At 39.3% G+C, this 24,051-nt stretch carries 19 protein-coding genes and 2 tRNA genes; 9 read left to right on the top strand and 12 right to left on the bottom strand.

Annotation, left to right across the window (positions count from 1 at the left end; genetic code table 11):
* Positions 1-185 precede the first annotated feature (185 nt).
* Genes B9A18_RS11635 through B9A18_RS11625 form a run of 3 tightly spaced genes read left to right on the top strand, consistent with a single transcriptional unit; the run spans position 186 to position 8,665 of the window.
* Positions 186-5,306 (top strand): translocation/assembly module TamB domain-containing protein, encoded by a 5,121-nt coding sequence (locus B9A18_RS11635; RefSeq protein WP_084289463.1) that lies wholly within the window; start codon positions 186-188, stop codon positions 5,304-5,306.
* Positions 5,290-7,635, top strand: coding sequence for a translocation and assembly module lipoprotein TamL (gene tamL / locus B9A18_RS11630; RefSeq protein ID WP_084289462.1), 2,346 nt, complete (start codon positions 5,290-5,292; stop codon positions 7,633-7,635). Before B9A18_RS11635 ends, tamL begins: the two co-directional genes overlap by 17 nt.
* A 1-nt stretch (position 7,636) precedes the next feature.
* Positions 7,637-8,665, top strand: coding sequence for a YihY/virulence factor BrkB family protein (locus tag B9A18_RS11625; RefSeq protein ID WP_084289461.1), 1,029 nt, complete (start codon positions 7,637-7,639; stop codon positions 8,663-8,665).
* Here the strand turns inward: B9A18_RS11625 and B9A18_RS11620 are convergent, their stop codons facing one another.
* Positions 8,666-10,672, bottom strand: a complete 2,007-nt coding sequence (locus tag B9A18_RS11620) for an ATP-binding protein (protein WP_159452647.1) — start codon at positions 10,670-10,672, stop codon at positions 8,666-8,668.
* Between the two features lie 232 nt (positions 10,673-10,904).
* A complete protein-coding gene (locus B9A18_RS11615) occupies positions 10,905-12,806 on the bottom strand; it encodes a DNA topoisomerase IV subunit B (RefSeq protein ID WP_084289459.1) in 1,902 nt (633 codons plus the stop codon).
* 188 nt (positions 12,807-12,994) lie between these two features.
* On the opposite strand from B9A18_RS11615, the gene B9A18_RS11610 reads away from it, so the two are divergent.
* The 3 genes from B9A18_RS11610 (at position 12,995) to B9A18_RS11600 (ending at position 15,701) form a co-directional block, all read left to right on the top strand.
* On the top strand, positions 12,995-14,302 hold the full coding sequence (locus B9A18_RS11610) for a DEAD/DEAH box helicase (protein ID WP_084289458.1): 1,308 nt from the start codon (positions 12,995-12,997) through the stop codon (positions 14,300-14,302).
* Positions 14,303-14,753: 451 nt separating this feature from the next.
* Positions 14,754-15,260, top strand: coding sequence for a BON domain-containing protein (locus B9A18_RS11605; protein WP_084289457.1), 507 nt, complete (start codon positions 14,754-14,756; stop codon positions 15,258-15,260).
* An 18-nt stretch (positions 15,261-15,278) separates the two neighbouring features.
* Positions 15,279-15,701 carry an SH3 domain-containing protein gene (locus tag B9A18_RS11600; protein WP_084289456.1) on the top strand — a complete coding sequence of 141 codons (423 nt, stop codon included), beginning with the start codon at positions 15,279-15,281 and terminating at the stop codon, positions 15,699-15,701.
* 116 nt (positions 15,702-15,817) lie between these two features.
* On the opposite strand, the gene B9A18_RS11595 is transcribed toward B9A18_RS11600, so the two are convergent.
* The 6 genes from B9A18_RS11595 to B9A18_RS11570 all read right to left on the bottom strand — a co-directional run bounded on the left by B9A18_RS11595 (position 15,818) and on the right by B9A18_RS11570 (position 19,911).
* Positions 15,818-16,549, bottom strand: coding sequence for an acyl-CoA desaturase (locus B9A18_RS11595; protein ID WP_084289455.1), 732 nt, complete (start codon positions 16,547-16,549; stop codon positions 15,818-15,820).
* A 58-nt stretch (positions 16,550-16,607) separates the two neighbouring features.
* Positions 16,608-17,105: a cupin domain-containing protein gene (locus tag B9A18_RS11590; RefSeq protein ID WP_084289454.1), complete on the bottom strand. Its 498-nt coding sequence runs from the start codon at positions 17,103-17,105 to the stop codon at positions 16,608-16,610.
* A 55-nt stretch (positions 17,106-17,160) separates the two neighbouring features.
* The gene (locus B9A18_RS11585) at positions 17,161-17,751 is read right to left on the bottom strand and encodes a hypothetical protein (protein ID WP_084289453.1); all 591 of its coding nucleotides are present in this window, start codon (positions 17,749-17,751) and stop codon (positions 17,161-17,163) included.
* Between the two features lie 148 nt (positions 17,752-17,899).
* On the bottom strand, positions 17,900-18,583 hold the full coding sequence (locus B9A18_RS11580) for a GNAT family N-acetyltransferase (RefSeq protein WP_159452646.1): 684 nt from the start codon (positions 18,581-18,583) through the stop codon (positions 17,900-17,902).
* A complete protein-coding gene (locus B9A18_RS11575; RefSeq protein ID WP_084289451.1) occupies positions 18,567-19,049 on the bottom strand; it encodes a MarR family winged helix-turn-helix transcriptional regulator in 483 nt (160 codons plus the stop codon). Before B9A18_RS11575 ends, B9A18_RS11580 begins: the two co-directional genes overlap by 17 nt.
* Before the next feature lie 160 nt (positions 19,050-19,209).
* Positions 19,210-19,911, bottom strand: coding sequence for a DUF4377 domain-containing protein (locus B9A18_RS11570; protein ID WP_144009480.1), 702 nt, complete (start codon positions 19,909-19,911; stop codon positions 19,210-19,212).
* 159 nt (positions 19,912-20,070) lie between these two features.
* On the opposite strand from B9A18_RS11570, the gene B9A18_RS11565 reads away from it, so the two are divergent.
* Entirely contained in the window at positions 20,071-20,319 is a 249-nt protein-coding gene (locus tag B9A18_RS11565; protein ID WP_084289449.1) for a hypothetical protein, read from the top strand.
* A gap of 8 nt (positions 20,320-20,327) precedes the next feature.
* On the opposite strand, the gene B9A18_RS11560 is transcribed toward B9A18_RS11565, so the two are convergent.
* Genes B9A18_RS11560 through B9A18_RS11545 form a run of 4 tightly spaced genes read right to left on the bottom strand, consistent with a single transcriptional unit; the run spans position 20,328 to position 23,386 of the window.
* Positions 20,328-21,644: an alpha/beta fold hydrolase gene (locus tag B9A18_RS11560; RefSeq protein WP_084289448.1), complete on the bottom strand. Its 1,317-nt coding sequence runs from the start codon at positions 21,642-21,644 to the stop codon at positions 20,328-20,330.
* A 36-nt stretch (positions 21,645-21,680) separates the two neighbouring features.
* Positions 21,681-22,133 (bottom strand): DsrE family protein, encoded by a 453-nt coding sequence (locus B9A18_RS11555; protein WP_084289447.1) that lies wholly within the window; start codon positions 22,131-22,133, stop codon positions 21,681-21,683.
* A gap of 41 nt (positions 22,134-22,174) precedes the next feature.
* Positions 22,175-22,912 (bottom strand): hypothetical protein, encoded by a 738-nt coding sequence (locus B9A18_RS11550; RefSeq protein WP_084289446.1) that lies wholly within the window; start codon positions 22,910-22,912, stop codon positions 22,175-22,177.
* A gap of 12 nt (positions 22,913-22,924) precedes the next feature.
* Complete coding sequence (locus B9A18_RS11545) at positions 22,925-23,386, bottom strand: DUF4268 domain-containing protein (protein WP_084289445.1); 462 nt, start codon at positions 23,384-23,386, stop codon at positions 22,925-22,927.
* A 446-nt stretch (positions 23,387-23,832) separates the two neighbouring features.
* On the opposite strand from B9A18_RS11545, the gene B9A18_RS11540 reads away from it, so the two are divergent.
* Together B9A18_RS11540 and B9A18_RS11535 are read left to right on the top strand one after the other, a co-directional pair.
* Positions 23,833-23,906 (top strand) — tRNA-Ala (locus tag B9A18_RS11540).
* Between the two features lie 51 nt (positions 23,907-23,957).
* A tRNA-Tyr gene (locus B9A18_RS11535) sits at positions 23,958-24,043 on the top strand.
* Positions 24,044-24,051 lie beyond the last annotated feature (8 nt).

The following is a 24,051-nucleotide window of genomic DNA, read 5'->3' as shown; positions in this document are numbered from 1 at the left end:
AACGAATTTCTAAGAACTGAGTTTTTAACAGTCCCAGCTTGGTCGCCTATTCTTGTAGAATATAGAATAATTGCCAGTTTTCGGCCACAAAGTTATAAAACATACAAGTTTGTTTATACTTTTAAACAATTAAATCGATTTGTTTGTAATAGTATATACATTAATACACTTTCAACCTATCTCCTTTGAATAAATATATACGAAAAAGCCTTAAAATTTTATTGTGGATACTCGCCAGCGTTATTCTGCTGGTAGTTCTTATTGCGCTTTCATTAAACATTCCAGCTGTTCAGAATTTCGTCAAAGACAAAGCTATAAACTACCTTAAAAATAAAACAAAAACCGAAATCAGTCTGGAAAGTATCAAAATTGCCTTTCCTAAAGACATTGTTCTTAACAAGTTTTACATCGAAGATCAAAAAGGTGACACCTTACTTTACACCCAAAAATTAGCGGTCGACATTAGCTTATTTAAACTGCTCAACAACACCGTTGAGGTAAACAGCATCACTTTGCAAAAAATGCGGGCAAACGTGACCCGGGTAAATCCCGATACCTCATTCAATTTCTCGTTTCTGGTTGATGCTTTTATGTCGGAGCAAACTAAACCAGAAGAAGAAGTGCAAAAAGATACCACCTCTACGCTAAAATTCTCAGTCGGAACAATTAGCCTCGAAGATATTGGCATTGTTTATCACGATGATGTTGCAGGCAACGACATGAAGTTAAATCTGGGGGAGTTTAATGCACATCTAAAAACATTTGACCTGAATAATCAGCATTATGTAATCAAAACCCTTTCTTTAAACAACACTTCAGTTAAATACCTGCAACAAAAACCATTAACACAACTAAAAGCCCATTTAGAGAATAGCATTGACACCGCAAAGATGGAATTGGGCAAGTTGCCACTGGTTGAAATAGAAGACTTTACTTTCAATAAGATTAGGATAGGTTTTGATGATAAGCTCTCGAAAACCAGCGCAGACCTGGATTTAAATACCCTCTCGCTAAAACAGCTGTTCGTAGACCTGACCAACAGTCAGTACAAAGTTGAGGAGGCAAAAATCAACGATAGTAAAGTAGATTTTAAAACTGCTGAATCGGATATGCATGCCAATGTTGACCTGAAGGAATTCTCGTTAACCAAACTGGTTGCAGATGTTAAGAACAGTAAGTATCAGCTGAATAATGCTATGCTCAACCGATCAAACGTAGTGTTTGCCTATAAGCCTGCCCCACCTGTAAAAACAGCGACGAAAGGCCCTACAGCTCCGGAAGCAGCTGGGATTGCACTTTTGGTAAACAGTATCAGTCTGGCCGAAAACCAGGTAAAGTTTGATAATCTGGCCGAGAAACCAGGGAAAGGAATGGACTTTAATCACCTGCTGATTAGCAAACTTGGCCTGCAGGCCGAAAAGCTAAGTTATAGCGATGCAGGCATTTTAATCAATGTAAAAGCAGGTAGTCTGAAAGAAAAAAGTGGCTTCGAACTGTCAAAGCTTCAAGGCGATGTAACTTATACTCAAAAGCAAACCAAAATAAACAACCTGATACTGAAAACGCCAAATACCAGCATCGAAAACAATACGCAGCTTGATTACACCTCCATAGATGACCTGACGAAACATCCTGAAAGGGTAAAACTCTATGTACAGGTTAAAAACACAACCATAGGTTTAAAAGATGCAGGTTATTTTAGCGATGCTGTACCGGCAAACTACCGCAATGAAAAGATAAAGGTAACGGCACTGGCGCATGGCTATATGAACAACCTGGTGATTCCAAAACTACAGGTTGATGGACTAAAAAGCACGCATATTGATGTGAGCGGAACGGCAAAAGGCCTTCCGGATGTAGATAAAACTGTGCTCAACCTGAACATTAAACGTTTCTCTTTAACTAAAAACGACCTGTTGATGGTGATCCCTAAAAACACTTTACCTTCAAACATCACCCTACCAAACAGCATTAATGCCACAGGGAAGTTTAAAGGCTCTATGACCAATTTCAACACCGGCTTCAACATCAATACCGATATGGGCTCAGCAAAGCTGCTGGCCAATATGAAGGGGCCTAAGGGCAAAGAAAACTATACAGCAAACATCAACCTAAACAATTTTAATGTTGGGCGCCTATTAAAAATGGAACCAGATTTGGGCAGAATCAGCCTAAAAGCGAATGTGAAAGGAACCGGGTTAGATGCCAAAAAAGCAACAGCAACGATTAACGGGCAAATCATGAGTGTTTACTACAACAAATACACTTATAAAAATTTAAACCTGGCGGGCACTTACAAACAACAGAAACTGGATTTGAAGAGCAATATGACCGATACTAATGCCAACTTTTCGCTTACCGCTCATATAGACATCTCCGGCAAATACCCGGCGGTAACAGCCAATGCAGATTTAAAGCAAATAGATTTGCAAAAACTAAATTTCAGTCCTACAGAACTTAAACTGGCAGGCCTGATTAAAGCAGACATTAAAACTGCAGACCCGGATTACCTGAACGGCGATATAACAATTAATCAAATGCAGATGGTTAAGGATGGTCATCGGTTTAATGTGGACACCATTATTTTACATTCTGAAGCTACTGCAGATCATAATTTACTGACTTTAAAATCAGAATTCCTGAGGGCTAGAATTGACGGTAAATATCAGCTGACTAATCTCGGCAGTGCAGTGATCAACCAGATTAACAAATACTACCAATTTGGAACAATAACCAAAATACCGGATCAAAGGTTTAGGTTCTTTGTGAATTTCTATAATCCTAAGATCCTGAAAAACCTGGTGCCCGAACTTAGTGTTTTTGCCCCTTCCAGGATGTTTGGTTTACTGGATACGCAAAAAGACAGTCTGGTTGTGAATGCGGTATTCCCACAAGCGGTATACGGCGATTACCGTGTGGATAGTGCAAGGTTAAACATCAACAACGCAGACCAGAAGCTGAATTATAAATTAACCATCAAGAGTTTACAAAGTCCGGCCATTTCCTTCTTTCACAATGAGATTAGTGGTGCCGCAGTAAACAATAACCTTGATGTGAATGTATTTTTACGAGATAGTAAGCGCAAGGACAAGTATGTGCTTGGTGGACTGTTCAAATCCATCAATAAGGATTTCCAATTCAGCTTCGATCCGGGCAAGGTATTGCTAAATTACGAAAAATGGGCTGTTGCTCCCGAAAACTACCTGCAGTTTGGCGAAGCCGGTATACTGGCCAACCAGTTTAACCTGAGCAATGGCGGACAATTGCTGAGTATCAATAGCGAAAGCACTACGCCAAACTCACCGCTTAAAGTAGAATTTAAAGATTTCAGAATAGAAACGTTGACCCGTTTTGCCGAGGCCGATAGCGCCATGGCCGGGGGAGTAATTAATGGAACGGTAAACGTGAAAGACATCGCCACTATACCTAAGTTCGAAGCAAACTTAACCGTAGATCAATTGCGCTATCAAAAAGATGTGCTTGGAACCTTACGCATTGCCGTGAACAACAATACGGAGAATGCCTATGAAACCAATATTGCGCTATCGGGCGTTCACGAACTAAGGGCCAACGGCTTTTATTATACAGCTCCGGAAAGTGCGCTGGATATGACCGTAAATATTGACAAAATAGATTTAAAAGCCGTTGAAAGTGTATCGATGGGCCAGATTAGAAAAGGAACCGGAACTGTAAACGGACAATTTACGGTTAAGGGAAGTTTAGATGCGCCAAAAGTATTGGGGGATCTGAAATTTGACCAGGCGGGCTTTAATGTAGCTTATGTAAATTCCTATTTCAGGATGCCAAATGAGACCATCAGTTTTAACGATACCGGCATCCATTTCAATAAGTTCACCATCCTGGATTCATTGAACCAGAAAGCGGTAATCACCGGTGGAATATTAACAACGAATTACCAGGACTTCAGGTTCAACATGGACATCCGCACCAGTAATTTCAGGGCATTAAACTCTACTGCGGAAGACAACGCAATGGTTTATGGCACCGTGTATTTAACCAGCACAATTAAAGTTCGTGGCGATCTTAACCAGCCTAATGTTAACATGAACGTCCGTGTAGAAGATAAAACGAAGTTCTTCTACGCCATGCCTGCCGATGATCCTTCAGTAATTAGTCAGGAAGGTATTGTGCAATATGTTGAATTTAATGCGGCGCCTTTTAACGGCAAAAAAACACTTACGGCTGCCGATTCCATTAGTAAAGCACCAATAAAAGGTCTGAACCTAAGTGCCACCATCAATATCGACGAAAATGCAGAGTTGAATGTAATTGTCGACCCTTCTAATGGGGATGCGCTGAAAGTAAAAGGACAGGCTACGCTGGCAGCTACGATGGATCCAAGTGGGAAAACCAGTTTAACCGGACGATACGAGATTTCGGATGGAAGTTATAATTTAAGTGTAGGACCGGTAAAAAGAGCCTTCAAATTACAACAGGGAAGTAACATTGTGTGGACAGGGGAACCTACCGAAGCCAATGTAGACCTTACCGCCTTATATGAAGTAAACGCGGCTCCGATTGACCTGTTGAACCAACCGGACCTGATACAAGCTAAAACAAAGCTACCATTTCAGGTATACCTGATGATGACGGGTGAGCTAATGAAACCGATCATCAAATTCAAGCTAGACTTACCGGAAAATGAGCGTGGCGCATTAAGCGGACAAGTGTATACCAAATTACAACAGGTAAACACCGATGAAGGAGAATTAAACAAACAGGTATTTGCTTTACTCGTTCTTGAGCGCTTTATTACCGCCAATCCTTTCCAAAGTCTTGCGGGTGGCGGAACGAACATTTCAACTATTGCACGTTCAAGCGTAAGTAAATTGTTAACCGAGCAGTTAAACAACCTTACTTCCAGTTTAGTTAAGGGGGTTGATATTAATTTCAATCTCAATTCATCCGAAGATTATTCAACAGGAAAAATGGAACAGAAAACCGACCTTGAAATCGGGCTTTCTAAAAAACTGCTAAATGACCGTCTGATTGTTACTGTGGGCAGTACTTTTGGACTGGAAGGCACCCAACAGCAAGGACAGGGCTCCAGCGATATCGCCGGAAACGTAAATATAGAATATCTCCTTTCCAGTGATGGCAGGTACAGGCTAAGGGCTTACAGGCGTAATCAGAACGAAGGAATAATTGAAGGCCAGATCATTGAAACAGGTCTAGGATTTGCACTGGTAGTAGATTACAACAGATTCAGAGAGGTATTCCAGAAATTCTCTAAAAAGAAAAGATTAAGATTAGAACAGCGTGAGAAAGATGAAAAAACTAACTAGATCCGGCTTAATTATATTCACCTGCTTAATTTGGGGAGCTTGCAGCACAACAAAAAGCTTAAAGCCAGGCCAGTTTTTATATACCGGTGCAGAAATAAAAATCAACCCGGATTCTAAAATGAAAATAGACGGCCAGAAAGAGGTAAAAGACGGACTGGAAAGTAGTACCAGACCGAGGCCAAATAAATCTTTACTCGGCATTAAATTTAAGCTGGGCCTTTACAATCTTGCCGGCGAACCTAAAAAACCAAAGGGAGGCCTACGCAACTGGTTGCGCAAAATTGGGGAACCACCAGTGCTTTTAAGTGAAGTTAAAATACCGTACAACCGTGCTGTATTGAAAAGCTATATGCTTACCCAAGGCTATTTACAAGCTGAAGTAACCGGAGACACCGTAATTAAAGGTAAAAAAGGTAAAGCCGTATACAACGTTTACACAGGCAATCGTTATAAAATAAAAAGCGTAGCCTTCCCTCCCGATAGCGTAGGTGTTGCTGCTGTAATAAACCAGACCAAGGATAAAACCTTATTACAGGTTGGAAACAATTACGACCTGGAGACCTTTAAAAATGAACGTATCCGCATTGACAATGATTTAAAAGAGAGAGGATATTTCTATTTCAGTCCGGATTACCTGATTTTACAGGTAGACAGTACCGCTGGGCAAAACCAGGTAGACATCAGACTAAAAGTGAAAGATATTGCTCCGGATGCAGGTTTAAAACCTTATACCATCAATAATATCAACATCTACCCCAACTATAGTCTGAGAAGAGATAGTGCTTTAAGAAAATCAACTCCGGAAGTATACAAGGATTTCAATATTTACGACACCAGAAAAACCTTTAAACCGGGGTTATTTGATCGTTTGGTATTCTTTAAAAAGGATGAGTTTTACAACAGAAGAGATCATAACCAATCGTTGAACCGAATGGTTAACATCGGCGCTTTCCAGGCTGTAAAAGCAGAGTTCCTGCCCCTGGACAGCTTTAAAAACAATCAACTCGACCTGAACATCTACCTGACTCCATTAAAGAAAAACTCCTTATCTTTTTCAGTTACCGGGACCAGTAAATCAAACAACTTTGTAGGTTCTGAGGTGAAGCTTACTCAAACTACCAGAAATTTGTTCAGGGGTGCAGAGCAGTTGGATGTAAGTGTAAGTGGCGGCTTTGAGACCCAGGTGAGTGGTGTTGCAAAAGGATTAAATTCCTACTCGTTTACAGCGGAATCTAAACTAAGTTTCCCAAGGTTCATAACTCCTTTTAGAGGGGTAAACAGCACCAATAACTTCATTCCTAAAACTCTCGCTTCCCTATCCTATCAGATACTAAGCAGAGGTTCGTCTTACAACCTGAACTCTATTAAAACAGAGTTTGGTTACAACTGGAAAGAGAGCCAATATAAAGAACATACTTTTAACCCGGTTTCCATTAACTATGTAACCTCTAAAATTACGGCATCGAGTAAAGACACGTTATTCGCTGAAAATCCCGGTTTACAAAAAAACCTGGAAAAACAATTCATCATTGGCAGCAATTACAATTTCACTTATAGCGATCAAATGAATGAATCGCAGCGTAACAACATCTATTTTAATGGAAGTTTAGAAACCGGTGGAAATGTATGGGGGATGTTTGCCTCAAGAAACAATGAAGGTAAGAAATCTATATTCGGCATCCCGATTAATCAGTTTGTTCGTGTTGAGGCCGACCTCAGAGATTATTTCAAAATCAACAAAAACATAACCTGGGCCAGCCGCTTAAACCTTGGATATGGTTATGCCTACGGAAACAGCACCTCACTCCCTTTCGTGCGCCAGTTTTTTGCCGGAGGAACCAACGACATACGTGCATTTGCAGCTCGTTCATTAGGACCCGGAACCTATTATTACAAAAACTTTTTAGATCCGGGACAGACTTCCAGCTATACCGACCAAAGTGGAGATATTAAAGCCATGCTAAATACGGAACTTAGGTTTAAGCTATTTAGTATTGTCTATGGTGCTTTATTTATCGACGCCGGGAATGTATGGCTTAGAAAAGAAGATGAAGGAACTCCGGCGATCGGAGACACACCAGCTATTGAAGGTCGTCCGGGATCCGGCTTCGAATTTAAAGATGCGCTAAAAGAACTTGCCGTAGGTACCGGAGCAGGCTTACGACTGGATGCCACCATTTTTGTTATTCGCCTGGATGTAGCCTTCCCTGTCCGCAAACCTTTCCTGCCTGAAGGAAATCGCTGGGTACTTAACGAGGTCGACTTTGGCAGCAGCACATGGCGCAAAGAGAATTTAATTTATAACATTGGCATAGGATATCCTTTTTAATATGACATTTTTTAAAAAAGCTAAGCACTTTGTAAAAGCAACTGCCCATTTGTTTATAGCGGCAGGAAAAGGCTTTATGGAAGACAGAGTAATGAAGCTTAGTGCGGCACTCGCCTATTACACCATATTTTCACTCACACCGCTTATCATCATTGTAATTTCAGCAGCCAGTTTATTTTTGGGAAGCTCCCCAGTTTCGGGTGGCACGGGCATCAACCCTAGCGAGGAGCTGTTCTCTGAAATTCGTGATTTGGTGGGCGACGATGCGGCAGCTCAATTGCAGACATTCGTAACCAATGCCAATACAACAGGGAAAAGTACGGCTGGCCTGATTATAGGTATCGTAACTTTAGTTATTGGTGCCACGGCTATTTTCATAGAGATTCAAGACAGCATCAACCTGATCTGGAAGGTAAAAGCAGTCCCTAAAAAAGGATGGAAAAAGCTACTTATTAACAGGCTACTCTCCTTCTCCCTGATTGTATCTTTAGGCTTCCTATTACTGGTCTCACTGGTGATTAACAGTATTGTAGTAGCCATCGGCGATAAGCTAGGCTACTTACTCTCCTCAAGCAAAATTGCGGAATACTTACCTGTTATTGATAATACGACTACTTTGCTCATTACCATATTGAACAATGCCATAACACTGGCAGCAGTAACGGCTGTGTTTACGATTATTTTCAAGGTATTACCTGATGTAGTACTGAAATGGAAACCGGCGATCTTGGGTGCATTATTTACCGCATTACTGTTTAGCTTAGGTAAATACATCATCGGCATTTATATTGTAAAAGGGAACCCGGGTTCTGCATTTGGTGCCGCCAGCTCATTGATCGTGATTCTTTTATGGGTTTATTACACTGCTATCATTTTATATTTTGGTGCTGAGTTTACCCAGGCCTATGCCGAACGCTATGCCAAGGGAATTAAACCGAGTAAATACGCCGTACATACAAAAATTGTAGTGGTAGAGAAAGAGGTTGCCGTATTGCCACCACAGCATCCGGAAGACACCAAAATAGAGTAGTTAAATATATTTGGTAATTTTATCAATCAGCTCCTGTTCCAGAAAAGGTTTCAATACCAGATCATTCATTCCGGCTTTTAAATAAGCTTCCCGGTCTTCCTGCAACACATGGGCAGTTATTCCTAGAATAGGAATTCTTGATTTGGCAAAATCGCCATTGTACCTTACCTCGTGGGTAAGCTCCACTCCGCCCATTACAGGCATTTGAATATCGGTCAGGATGAGATCGTAATCATTCTTTTTAAAGAGTTCCAATGCCTCTTTACCATCATAAGCACAATCAAATCCCATCTTCCATTTTTTCAATACCGTTTGAGCAAGGAGCACATTCATTTTATTATCGTCGACCAGTAAAATGAGCTTTCCGGTTAGCTTACCCGGTCGTGTTGCTTCAACCAGCATTTTGACTGGTTCCTCCTTAATTTTTGTAATCTCATAGGGAATTTCAAAACTAAATACCGAGCCCTTTCCAATGGCACTGGTTACATCGATTTTGCCACCTTGCAACTCCACTATCTTTTTACAAATAGCCAGGCCTAAACCGGTTCCTTGTTTGGTGGTAGAATACACCTGCGCAAACTCATCAAAAATAAACTCCAGATCTTCAGGAGCAATACCAATACCTGTATCTTCAATCTGAACTTTCAACGAGCCATGCTTCTTACCATGAAGAACCAGATGCACACTTAAAGTTACTTTACCGCTTGCAGTAAACTTAATGGCATTGGTCAGTAAATTCATCAGCAACTGTTTTAAGCGTAAACGATCCCCCAGCAAGCAAATTCCCTTTTCCAAAGACACCTTATTTTCAAGAATAAGATTTTTATTAACAGCCAGTACATTCATGCTGTTAAACACTTCCATGACCTCCGCTTCTGGCAGGAAGGGTTCGTTCTCAAAATTAATCTTCCCAACTTCGTACTTAGAGAAATCGAGAATCTCATTAACAAGGGCAAGCAGCATTTCTGATGAATTACGAATGGCTTCCACCTGATTATTTTGTTCTTCCGTGAGATTGCTTTTGCTCAGCTGTTCAGAAAAGCCCACTACCGAATTTAGAGGCGTGCGTATTTCATGACTCATATTAGCCAGGAAGCGGCTTTTTGAGTGTGAATCCTGCGAGGCACGTTTACCCAGCATGATCAGTACCTTTTCATTCTTGTATAGCTTGGTGATGTTGAAAAGGATAATGAGGACCAGACTCACCAATAGGAGTACATTAATCATGGTGATCAAATCAATCGCTTTGATATCGGCAATCAGCTCATCACCTAATAAAGCCCTGGATTCGGCATAATACGCAATTTCCTCATTTTTAAAAGTCTGCAATACCTGAATGATTTCTGCTACCAGCTTGCCATTTAGCAATAAAATAGCCTTTTCGTCACTCTTTAACTTGTTGGCGTTTGCATAAAGCTGCTTATAATAATCCTCAATTTTCTTAAGCTGTTGTTTATTAAAACTCCTTACATCTTGATTTACAACAATATTTTTCTGCGTTTTAATAATGGTGAGGGAAGTGTCTAGCTTCTTTTTACCTGAAAAGGCCTCTGCAAGTCGCCCGAAAAACTTCCTGCTTGGGGTTGGCTGATGTTTTATGGTATCAAAACTGGTAACAGTCCTAAATTCTTTCTTTGCAACCGGCAGTTCAATCTTCGCCTCTGCCGATCTTTCAACGAGGCCCAATTGAGAAAATCCGATCACCAGACTATCAGTAAGCTTTCGCAGTTTTAAATAACTTTCTGTTTTTAGTTTTTTTTGTTTTAAGAGTCTTACTAAGTCAACATTATTTCCACTTTCATCGACATCAAAATTCAACTCAGTTAAAAGCGTAGAAACTTTCCGTATTTGTGAAGAGAACTTTTTTATATACTCCCGATCAGCTGTTACTGCATATAATCGGGAATTATTCTCGGCCTGATATAGGGTATAGATACAACTATCTATTTTGGAATAATCTTCTTTCGGTTTTACCAGTTCAACCGCATTTTGCCTAAGCGAGCTCATCTTATTGAACCTCAGGTATAAAAAAAAGGCAAAAAGAAATAAAATCAGTATTAAAAATACGATCAGATAATAGCGTATAGGCGACCTTTTTGTTGCGTTAAGGGGCATAAAATTTTTTAATTCACTGCAGCCAGGGCCACAATACTTATTAAGTTATTCTATCAAAAGGGATCGATCAGAATACAAGTATAAATCAAAAATTTTACAAATCTCCTATATATTACATTAAATATTAAGCCACATCTAAAGAACCCTCAACTTCCTCATCAACAGAAGGCTTAGCTATTATTTCTTCAGCCCCGATCTCGTCCTTCTCCACACGCAGATTTCTGATGATGTGCTGTTGCCTGTCGGGTGTATTTTTACCCATATAATATTCCAGCAAACTTTTAATGGTTTGATCTTTGAGAATCACAGGGTCAAGCCTGATGTCTTTACCGATAAACAATCCGAACTCATCCGGAGAGATTTCACCTAGACCTTTAAATCGTGTAATCTCCGGCTTATTGCCTAATTTCTCAATGGCTCTTTTACGCTCATCATCGCTATAGCAATAAATGGTCTCTTTTTTATTACGAACCCTGAATAAAGGGGTTTGCAGAATATAAACGTGACCTGAACGAACAAGATCCGGAAAGAACTGCAGGAAGAAGGTCATCATGAGCAAGCGGATGTGCATTCCATCCACATCGGCATCAGTAGCAATTACAATATTATTATAATGCAACCCCTCCAATCCGTCTTCAATATTTAAAGCATGCTGCAAAAGGTTAAATTCTTCATTTTCGTACACCACTTTTTTGGTTAGCTCATAACAATTTAAAGGCTTACCTTTTAAACTGAATACGGCCTGACAATCCACATCTCTAGATTTGGTGATAGAGCCAGAAGCTGAATCTCCCTCTGTGATAAACAAAGTAGTTTCATAACGTTTATCGTGCGTACTGTTGAAGTGTACTTTACAGTCTCTTAGTTTTTTATTGTGTAACGAAGCTTTTTTGGCTCTGTCGTTGGCCAGCTTTTTAATACCGGCAATATCCTTACGTTCACGTTCAGATTGCAGGATCCGTTTTAATAGGGCATCCGCAACATCAGAATGTTTGTGCAGGTAATCATCTAGCTCTTTCTTAACAAAATCGTTGATAAAAGTCCGCACAGAAGGACCATCTGGTCCCATATTTTGCGAACCCAATTTGGTTTTAGTCTGCGATTCGAATACCGGCTCTTGTACACGTATAGAAATCGCCGCTATGATGGAAGATCTGATATCTGAAGCATCATACTCCTTTTTATAAAACTCACGGATGGTCTTTACAACGGCTTCTCTGAAAGCGGCCTGGTGTGTACCTCCCTGAGTAGTATGCTGACCATTAACAAAAGAATGGTAATCTTCGCCATATTGCTGACCGTGGGTCATGGCAATCTCAATATCACTTCCGACCAGATGAATAATCGGGTAGCGTACGCTCTCTACATCAGCATGTTTATGCAACAGATCGTACAATCCTCTTTCAGAAAAATACTTCTGTCCGTTAAAATTCATAGTTAGGCCTGCATTCAGGAACACATAGTTCCAGATCATGCTCTCTACAAAATCAGGGATATAATGATAATTCCTGAAAATAGTTTCATCAGGATAAAAAGTAATGGCTGTACCATTCCGTTGTGTGGTATCTATGATATCATTTTCTAATACGATCTCTCCTTTAGAAAATTCAACCTTTTTAGTTTTGTTATCGCGGTAAGATTGCACTACAAAATTTGTTGACAATGCATTTACGGCCTTGGTACCCACCCCGTTCAGACCTACAGATTTCTGAAAGGCTTTACTGTCGTACTTACCACCGGTATTTATTTTAGAAACGCAATCAATTACTTTACCCAAAGGGATTCCACGACCATAATCACGAACATTTACCTTTTGATCAGAAACCGTGATTTCTATGGTGCGACCGGAGCCCATTACAAACTCATCAATAGAGTTATCTACGATCTCCTTAAGCAGTACATAAATCCCGTCATCCTGGGCTGATCCATCACCCAGTTTTCCAATATACATACCGGGACGTAATCTGATGTGTTCCTTCCAGTCGAGGGAACGTATACTATCTTCGTTATAATTCGGTTCTGCCATGATAATTTTTGAGTAGAGTACAAATTACAAATTTAGTTGAATATGCCCGGTAAACAACCATATTTTTCAACAAATGCACATTTTAGTCGGAATTTACCCCAATAAGCAAAAGCCGAAAGTTATGCGTACCTTTACAGCAAAACAATATTCTTTTGTTTCTATATATTTTACATTAAAATACAAATACATTGTTATTCAACGAATTAAATCTGATTGAGCCCATCTTAAACGCGCTACAAACAGAAGGTTATACACAACCTACCCCTATACAAGAACAATCCATTCCATCTATATTACAAGGCAGGGACTTATTAGGCTGCGCACAAACAGGAACGGGGAAAACGGCTGCTTTTGCCATCCCTATGTTGCAGTTATTAAGTAAACCACATACCAATACAAAGGTACATAAAGCCATTAAGGCATTGGTATTAACACCAACGCGTGAGCTGGCCATACAGATTGAGGAAAGTTTTAAAGCTTATGGCAAAAACCTTCCCCTAAAACATCTGGTGATCTTTGGTGGTGTTGGACAAAAAGCACAAACTGATGCTTTACACAGAGGTGTAGACATCCTTGTGGCTACCCCAGGCAGGTTATTAGACCTGATGAACCAGGGCTTTGTAAACTTGAAAGATATCGAAATCTTTGTATTGGATGAGGCAGACAGAATGCTCGACATGGGCTTTATCCATGACGTAAAGAAAGTAATTGCCAAATTGCCTGCAAAGCGTCAGACTTTGTTTTTCTCGGCTACCATGCCTAAAGAAATACAAATTTTGGCCAATACCATTCTTACCGACCCAATTAAAGTTGAGGTTACTCCGGTATCATCTACTGCTGAAAAAATACAACAGCAGATCTTCTTTGTGGAGAAAAATGATAAAAGAGGTTTATTGTTGCATATCCTAAAGGATAAAACGATAGAAACTGCATTGGTATTCGCACGGACCAAACATGGATCGGATCGTATTGTTAAAGATCTGATTAAAGTTGGCATAAGAGCAGAAGCCATTCACGGAAATAAATCGCAAAATGCGAGACAAAGAGCATTGACGAATTTCAAAGCCAAAACAACACGTATTTTGGTTGCTACAGATATCGCTGCACGTGGTATTGATGTGGATGAACTGGCTCATGTAATCAATTATGAACTACCAAATATCCCTGAAACTTATGTGCACCGTATCGGTCGTACTGGTCGCGCAGGATTAAGTGGTACTGCATTTTCATTTTGTGATCCTGAAGAAAAAGAATTCCTGGATGATATTGAAAAATTAATCGGATTAAAGATTCCGGTATCGGAAGATCATCCATATGCGATGAGCTGGCAAAGCCTGATGTCGGGTGCTGCAGCTGCAAAATCTAAAGGTAAAGCGAAACCTTCAAGAGGCGCTCGTCCGCCACGTACAGAAAAGACGGCTGATCGTCAGCCTAATTTAAGCGGAGCGAAAAGAACGCCTAGCAGTGGTGGAAACAGGAGATGGGGTAAAAAATAAGTGATCTGTCTTCGGACTGAAAAAAATGCCTGAAGAAGGCAATTGTTCCTATGTCCTCTTTCAGACACTGATTTTTTAGTGGAAGAAACTCAAGGAAGTGATAGAAAAAAGGGATGTGCGTTGCACATCCTTTTTTTTGTGCTTTTTTTCCGGACCTCCTATCAAGTTACGTACATGAGTATGGTGTGAACTTTGTTTTATTCAATCGTAGACAACTTGTAACGGAGCATTTAATTAGCATTAGTAAAAACAAAATCAGTCATAAATCTATTATGTGTTACATGAACCAATAAAAAACAAATAATCAAACTATGAAACCTGCATAAGCTTGCCGCTTACAAAACACCATGAACCGAGCTTGCGAGCTCATGAATACCAGCAAAGCAATAAGAATCTGATGAATAATAAGCTTTGCAAGCTTCATAACCTTTAAAAAACAAATAATCAAACTATGAAAAAATCGATGAACAGAATGATTGCTGCCTTAATGGTATTCGCCGTGATGACGGCCGCCTTAACGGGTTGCAAAAGCAAACCAAAAGATGCAGACCTAAAGGCTGCCATTGAAACAGCGCTATTGGCAAATCCAGCTACCTCCGGAGCTATGGTAACAGTTAACGAAGGCGTTGCTACGCTAAATGGATCCGTTGCTGATGAAACAGGCAAACAAGCCGCAGATAGAGCTGCAGCTACCATACCAGGTGTAAAATCTGTTGTTAACAACCTAACTGTTACTCCTGTAAATACAGCCGCTCCGGTAGTTGTTGCTGCGGATGATGCCTTAACCGCAGCGGTTAAAGATGCGACTAAAGACTTTCCAACTGTTACAGCAACCGTTTCTGATGGAGTTGTTACTTTAAAAGGAGAGATTCAAAAAGCCAATCTTCAAAAACTGATGATGGTACTACAGGCCTTAAAACCTAAAAAAGTAGATAACAGTCAATTGGTAATTAAATAATTAAGGAGGAACAAAAAAATGGCTTTACAAGAAAAATATAAAGAACTGATAGAAACCGCAAATACTGCCGGCGTAAGCGGCTTAAATATACGTGAGCAAGATGGTGTATTGTATATTGATGGTTCAACCAGCGGTGCTGTAAAACAACAGTTGTGGGACACATATGAACGTCTGGATCCAAATTATGCATCGGGCGACCTCGTTATGAATATCAACAGCGTAGCCGGTGTTACTGAAGGAACTAAATTAAAAGTAACCACTAACAGTTCTAACCTGAACATCCGTAAAGGACCCAGTACTAACGACGATATTGTAGGAAAAGCTGCCAGAAACGAAGTGGTAACCCTGGTAAACAAAGCAAACGACCAGTGGTGGTTAATTAAAACAGATCAAGGCGAAGAAGGGTATTCGTACACCCAATATCTAACGCCTTTAGCTTAATACAAGGGTTGCATAAGACTGAACTTTTGCAACTAAAACTTACATTAACAAAAAACGAGAGTTCCAATGTGGAACCCTCGTTTTTTGTTTTTTTCTCCAACAAATTCAGTGATCACTTAATTTGTCTTCCTAATCTTTATAATCCGCATCCAGTGCATCACTTTCATCAACGGATAAGTAGGATCAAACTCAAACCAACGCGAAGCGAAATTCGGGCTGTTTGGTTTTTTATGATGGTTATTCTGAAACAACTCTCCCAACATTAAAAAATCCAGAGGCAATGAATTCTTACTATGGTCGCTGTTGTCGTGATTGCTATAACCATATTTATGTCCACACCAGTTTACGATTGCACCATGAAGTGGTCCCATTAAAAAGTGTATAGGTAACAATAGGAACATCCACCATGCTGTAGCAAAAGTTACATAGAACCACACGTAGAAACCAATAAATACGAAACGCGTAATCCAGGAATCACCAATTTTATCGATAATTGGCCATGATGGATAATTGTCTCTGAATTGTTCTTCAGGTTCAACGTTATACTTTGCATAGTTCAGATAAATATTTTTTGTTTGAATCATCATTCCCCAAACATCCTTTACAAAATGTGGAGAATGTGGATCTTTTTCGGTATCACTAAACGCATGATGCATGCGGTGTAATATGGCGTAAGCCCTTGGATTCAAAAAAGAAGAACCCTGCGATAAGAACGTAATCAAATAAAAGAACTTCTCCCAGAAAGTATTCATTTTAAACATCTTATGCGAAGCATATCTATGTAAAAAGAATGTTTGAGAAAAAAGTGATAAGAACCAGTGTAAAAGGAAAAAAATTAAAATTATCATTATTTGTTGTTAACGGATATAAGTATTGGTAAAATTTTAGTTTGTAATAATTTGATACTTAACGTCCGAAATCATCCTGAACCCTAACAATATCATCTTCATCTGAAGGCTGATTGGTATCGGTGTGTTGCCATATTTCTGAAACTATACCCCAGTCAGACAATCCAATTAAGCGGTGACGTTCGCCTTGCTTAAGCTCTATGGTTTGTCCCGGAACAAGCTGCTGTACAGGCCCCTGCTCGTCAGTATCACTGGTGATTACTCCAACAGTTCCATTTACAACTCTCCATATTTCCGCACGGCGGTGATGATATTGCCATGAAAGACGGGTATTAGGTGCAACGATTAATATTTTAGGACTCAGTTTACCTGATACTTTTAAATCCTCAACATTTATTTTATCAAAATATACATTTGCAAATTGCTGAGCCTGTTCTTCATCGATTACGAAAAAACCACCCCATGGGCGACTCTCATCGCGTGTAATTACATTAAAACCCTCAATTTTTAATCTTTGTGCAACACTATCGAATATCTCTTTTTTCTGATCTGACATTATTTGTGGTATTAGTTGTCCCCAAAGATAATAATATCAATTTAATTAGGACTTACTAAGACAACTGGTCAATGTCATATAAATCTAAATTCAAATCAGCAATAAGATCGTAAAGCAAAGCGACATTCTTGTCCTCAGATTGCAGCTTCCGATCCAGTAATTCATTGTAATGATCCAGAAACTCATCATCATAAAACTCATCCGGCAATTCAATCTCGTTACGTCTGATTTGAGTCGCACAATGGTAAAGCAATCTGGCGATGGTAAAATAAACCGCATTCAGATTGATCAGCAGGTCCTCATAAGTCTTATTTTCCCAATCAATGATGTAGATATAATAATTATCAGAAGCCAACTGATTGTACTCTTCATTTTCCATAACCTCATACTCGTCCAGATTATTGATCATGAAATAAGTTTTCGAGCAATTCACGACCTTATCGATTGAGCGAAGCAGTAACTGGACGACCGGATCATCTACCGCCTCCAGCAATTCAAAATCTTCTGCAGAAATAGAATCAGGTTCAATCAATCCCTTTAAATCAGACAAGTCCTTTTCATAGGCGATTAAAAAGCCATATTTACAAAATTCACTAACAATGAAACTTAATACATGAGGCACAAGTCCTTTTATGGCATCTTCCAAATTGTTCCTTCTTTTATAGGATCTGAAGTTAATTACATCATGCGACTTTACAAAATATTAGCACGATACATTATTTCCATTAAACTCAAAAAGATTGCTACTTTTATATATAAATAAATGGCGTATTAAAGACACTGCATAAGTAAGCTTAATCCTCACTTACTTTAATCTTCCAAAAAGGAATACTCCTTCGCTTTACAAAACCTAGTCGCTCGTAGAGCTTAATTGCTCTTTCATTACTACTCACTACGTGCAGAAAAGGGGTCTTGTCTTGCGTAATCATCTGTTTACAGACCAGTGAAACCAATTGGCCGGCATAGCCTTTACCGGTATGATCGGGATGTGTACAAACCGCACTCACCTCGCTCAAACCTGTCATTTTAAGTCTTTCCCCAGCCATCGCAACCAATTGCCCGTTTACCCTGATCCCATAATAGGATCCAAGTTTCGCCGTATCTTCCTTATAAAATCCGGGTTGTACACGATTAATCAACGCGTACATTTCCGGTGCATCTGCTGCTCCTAGTTTTAAAAGTTCAGTGCTTTCATCATACTTGATATCGATCAATTGAGAACAAACCATTTGGTCGCCCTCTATTTTATCCGATACAGTCCATGAGGAGGGAAGTTCTGGAAGGTCACCTACGACATAAATAACTTCGCCTGGTGTTACTATATTTTTAAGGATCTCAAAGGGGTTAAGGGCCTTGCTGTCAAAACCTACAAAAGGTAAAACATTTGCAGGATATCGCTTAGCAGTATCTGCTCCTAACGCAAAGTGCTGATGGGTACTGGTTAAGGCATTCCAGGTGGGGTTATCGAGTTGTAACATTTTGAAATCTTTTATAGTAGGACGTTTCTTCCAGCGTTTTTTCAATGGCTTCGAGCGTTTGTAACAACTGGTGTTGCTGAGCAAAAAGCTGTTCATTTAAAAAATTGATCTTCTCCCATACCTTTTTAAAAGCGGGTAAACTTTTTTTACCTTTTGCAGAGAGTTGAAGCATTCTTTTTCTGCTATCGCCTGGCGCACTCACTGATTCGATGTATCCTTTTTTTTCTAAGTCTTTAGCTAAATGAATAATTGCGGGATGTGTAAGACTCAACTCTTCAGCGATATCCATTATTCCAATCTGCTTTCGCTTACTGATGAGGAAAAACAGTGTGAAATACTTGATGTCAAATTGCAATTCATGGTCTTCATAAATCCTTGCTGCATCTTTAGATAAAGCATCATAAAGTCTTCTCATTCTAGAGCCAATGGCTAAGGGACCAAGTTCATTGATAATATTCTGCGCCATATAGGTAAACACTTACGTAAATATTTACCAAATATATTAAGTTAATATATAGCTTCCAAGAAAAATAAAAACGGCTGAAATAATAGGTCCCTAACCCTATCATCCCAGCCGCCAAAAAATGATCTTTAATACCTTTAACTAAAAAAGATCGGATAATGTTTTATTTCAATGGTGCCATTCCAAACATTAATACCAACTTATTGCCTTGGTACAGGTTAAGTGTTTGTTCGGCAACGTCATATTTAAAGGTTTTATCTCCTATCAAGGTTAAAAACTCACGTTCCAATTTATTCAATTCCGGGCTGCAGGCCATCATTGTTCCGGCCATTTGTTTAAAGCTTAGTTTACCATCACTTTTATCATAACCACCAAAGAAGGAATTACAACCGGATTTACCACTAACACGTTTCTGCTCTCCATCGAATGTCATGTATACCGGAGAGTCATTTTGTGTTACACCATTCATCTGAATCAGTTTCCATTTGTGTTTCAGTACAAAATCCCATGCAGTTGTTGTATTTTGTTTCATTTTCACTTTCCTCAGCACCTTTTTCAGCTTATATTCATACGCCGACGCGTCTGCAGGAACATTTGTTCTTTTGGTACGGTTCACCAGAATCACATAACGATAGCCCGGCTGATATTTGAAACCGGAGATCGGACTGTAAAACAGTTCCCAGTTTTTACTGTTTTTATATTTCACCTGCATGCAGGTCATAGGTGCTACACCTGTGCAACTGGCCAGATCTTCTTTAACCACTAGCCTGATTACGTCAGCATTGCTGACCATGTTAATTCCTAATATTAAAGTAAGTGTTAAAACTAATTTTGCAGCAATACTTTTAATCATATCTATCTTCATTTTATTTGTGTTATAATAGCAGGATGCAACAATTGTTCCGTTTCCATAAAGAACAAATACAACGGATCTATTTTTATATTTAATCACGGTGAATAAGAGAACATTGCTTAATGCAAAAAAAATCAACTAAGTTTTTAACTTTATAAAAACAAAGAAATCATGGGAAAGTATCAACAGGAATGGAAGCAAATGCTACAAAAAGATGAGGCATTTGGAGACTGGAAAATAAAAAGCAGTGGTGGTGACCTTTTGATCCGCGTACCGGAAGAAACTGATATGGATATGTTAAAGATGCAATTTTCAGACATTATCTCTCCAATTGCACCGTTGATCAAATCGCCTAAAACTACCCTTAAATTCTATGTAGGTAATTCAGATGAGGCGGACTTCATTTTTACATTAAACTAAGGTTTTAATTACGATTTGGCTTTAACCCACTCAACAATATCCGTGATTAATTCTTCTGATACATTTGAAGGCGCATTATATTGTTCCATCGATCCCTTCTCCGTCTGCCAACTCATCAAATGATTAAGACTAGGGTACAATTTTAGCCAGGCATTCTTCTTTTTACCAAGCGCTGCATTCCATAAATCATAGTCAACGGTCGACACCTGAAAATCATAAGCTCCTTGAGCTACAAAAATGCGTTGCTTCAACTTTTTTGCTACCTCAACCTGATTGTAATTATTAAGATCAACCCAATAAGATGCAGGTAAAAACAAAACAGTAGAATCAGGCTTCATCGTACCCAATTTAGTAATCCTGGTTTGATCGAGCATTTTAATTGCTGTATCAAGCTGCAATTTACCGGTCTGAGTGGTATCCTTAACTCGTGTAAACATGTATTTATTCTGCTCCACCAGAATATCTGTTAATGACCTTGCTGGGGCGGCGAGTAACAAAACCCCATTTAAATCAGGCGCTAACGCAGCCAGTCTTGGAGCTAGCATTCCTCCCAGACTATGACCCAACAAATAAATTTGTTTTTTATCAACTTCAGGGATTGTTCGCGCCAGAGCTATAGCAGCTAGTGCATCGTCTAAAACTTCTTCCTTAACAGTAAAAGCACCACCGAATTCGTTTTGGTAAAGCATAGTTCTTTTCACATAACGGATGCTGCCAACACCTTTAGCCGCCAAACCAGCTGCCAAATCTTTAAGCGGTTTATTTGGACCAACAGTTTCGTCCATATCATTTGGACCGGAACCATGTACCAAAACAACTACCGGAAAGCTAGTTGCCTTTTTGGGAACAGTTAACATTCCTACGAGATTATGACCTGTGGCTTTAACATAAATCTCTGTCTCTTTATATAATGTCGTATCGGCATATGCAGGTGACACGTATGAAGCCGTTGTAGACTTCGGTTGAAGAAAAAAGCCAACGATCTGTTCCATTTTATTGTAGGCAAGCATAAAACTCTGTGTATCTTTTGCAAACTTACCTTCCACAATAACAGTATAAAACGCTCCCTCAGCTTTAGTACTTTGTACGTTTAAGGCATCTAGTTTTCCGAATCGCTCATCTATTTGACCCCATAACGACTTTAAATTATCCATTGTTACCTTAGACTGAAAAGTAGGGTCGAAATAAGCGTAGGCTTCTGTATACTTATTTTGAGAAAGCAGGTCAAACAGATTTTGCGACTTACCGATAAGGTTGAAAACACCTTGAGAAAACGATGCGTTCGAAATGAATAAGGCAAAAAATACCAGGAATATTTTCTTCATATAAATAAAGGGTTTAAAAATTTCTATGTTTAAGATTTAAGGATGGATTACTGCCCAGCCTTGTTGTTGTCTGATGATGATCTCGCCATTGCCACTCGGTACATAGCTAATAAAATCATATAAAGTACTTTTATCAATGTTTCGTTCCTTAAGGGTATTTTCGCACTGCGCCAGTAATACGCCCTTCGACATTAAATCCTTTAGTTTATCCATATACGGGCTATTCTTATTGTACAATGCTACTCCATCCCCAAAAACTATCAGTTCAACTTCTAGTTTACCTTTAATTCGCGGATCTTCCATTGCATTTTTAATGTTTCGAAGGATAGCGCCAATTCTTTTTTCCTCACCATTATTTAGTACATATAGTACTTTATAGTGCTTCAGTGTAGCTTTTGCGCCGGTAAAAGTGGGTTTTGTTTGAGATTGGGCAGAAAAAGAGATGCTGCTTAACAGCAGGAAAGAAAAAATAATAACGAGTTGCTTCATGTATGTAAAATTTTTAACAGCACAATATACCCGATTTTTTCCTAAAAATCCTTCATCCAGTCGGAGGTTTGACCGGTTTCGAGGTTTCGGTGCTCAAAGCGTTTATATTCACAGTAAGACTCCGTGTCTTTGTCACCGTTGATAAAAATCCCACCTGCAATAATGATATGTTTACAAGGATAATGCGTTTTCGAAATCAGTACATCTATACGCTGTTCAATAGCTTCATACATCACTTCCGTCGCCTCAAGAATTGGATGCTCTGCATTTTTTATCCGGTCTTTATGACGCAAAAAAATCTGCTCAATGGCATTCATCTGGTAATCAAGTACCGTGATATCGTCCATCAGAATCTCATTATTCATCAGTTTAGTTAAGGCTCCCACGGCAGCACCACAGCAAGCTGAGTTATCTGATTGTCCGATGCGATGAATCTCTCCTATTTTACCTGCTCTGGAAATTCCAATATGCGGAGCGTAAAAAATCACTACTGCTCCTTCCTCAGGCACGTGATTGGCAAAAGCATTCATACCTGAAATTCCTGCAAAAGGGAATCCACTTAAACCACCCATTTTAAAGGGGCCAAGCATCTCGTAAGCCCTGGCCGGATACTGAATAATATTTACATCATCGCAACATATGCTATCGGCATACATCAACTGTCCGGCTTTTAAGCCCAGCTTCCTTTCAATCACATCCAGTAAGCCATCAATAGCATGTTCAGTTGTTCTTGCTGCCGGATAAATCTTATGCACTGTACTCAGATACTTCTTGTCCATCTATATTTCGCGTTATTTAAACACTTCAAACCCAGCTTGTGCATCGTTCCAGAATTCATCCAGAGCTATCATTCTTGGCTTGAAAAATGAAATTAGCGCGGGCCAGTCTTCTTTTTTAAATATACTTACATTTGGTAAAACCGTATAAATCCGGCTTATTGTCTTTCCATACTCATCATGCGTATGAAGCTCCCAGTCCCACTCTTCCTCCAGCTGATTTTCAAGTAATCTTCTGAATTCTTTAAATTGTTCGAACACCAACTCCTGCATGCCCACATCAGGATGCGTAATTTCGATAGCTATAGAAGCATGACGTTTATCTGCCTGCATTTTAAAAAAAAGGTGTTTTACTCCGGTTTTATAGTTGATCCAGTTAATTCTTGAACCTTCAGCTGATAATTGAGGTGCAATATACTGACCAAATGTGGTCCAGAATTCCTGCTTTATTTGTGATGCCTGATCTTTTGAGTACAAATTAAATCGTATTGAAAATAGTTAAACCTACTCATTAACCTGTAGAATGAGTGTAATGCAGCAAAAATACGCAACAAATTAAAGTGCCGGCAGATTCACCCCGAATTATTTTTTTATATATTTAGGCTTACCTAAATCTAAATTATGCACTACTTTGAACTAATGGCCCTTTTAACACCTATTTTATGGTTAGCTGGGATAGTATTATTTTTCATCCTGTTTATTAGAATAAGTAAAGCCTCTCGCGAAAGAAATGAAGTGCTAAAAAGTATCCTTGCAGAATTAAAATCACGTAAGGAATAAATTATCCCCGGCAATCAACTTATACCGTGGCGGTTAAAACAATAATTAGTTTTCCAGGTGCAATATTTCAATATTTAATTTGCAGGATTTCTAAAATTAGTTACTTTTGCCCCCACGCTGGTTTTAATTGCCGGTTGTAATAAGGGGGATTAGCTCATTTGGCTAGAGCGCTTCGCTGGCAGTGAAGAGGTGATCGGTTCGAATCCGATATTCTCCACCCTTAAAAGCCTCAGATTTTTCTGAGGCTTTTTAATTAAAATATTGAAATGGGGGGATACCAGAGTGGCCAAATGGGACAGACTGTAACTCTGTTGTCGCAAGACTTCGAAGGTTCGAATCCTTCTCCCCCCACCACAATTAAA

It is taken from the genome of Pedobacter nyackensis (assembly GCF_900176505.1).
GTDB classification, from domain to species: Bacteria; Bacteroidota; Bacteroidia; order Sphingobacteriales; family Sphingobacteriaceae; genus Pedobacter; species Pedobacter nyackensis.
Note: the sequence above shows the minus strand (reverse complement) of the source record. Positions and strands in the feature narration are given on the sequence as shown.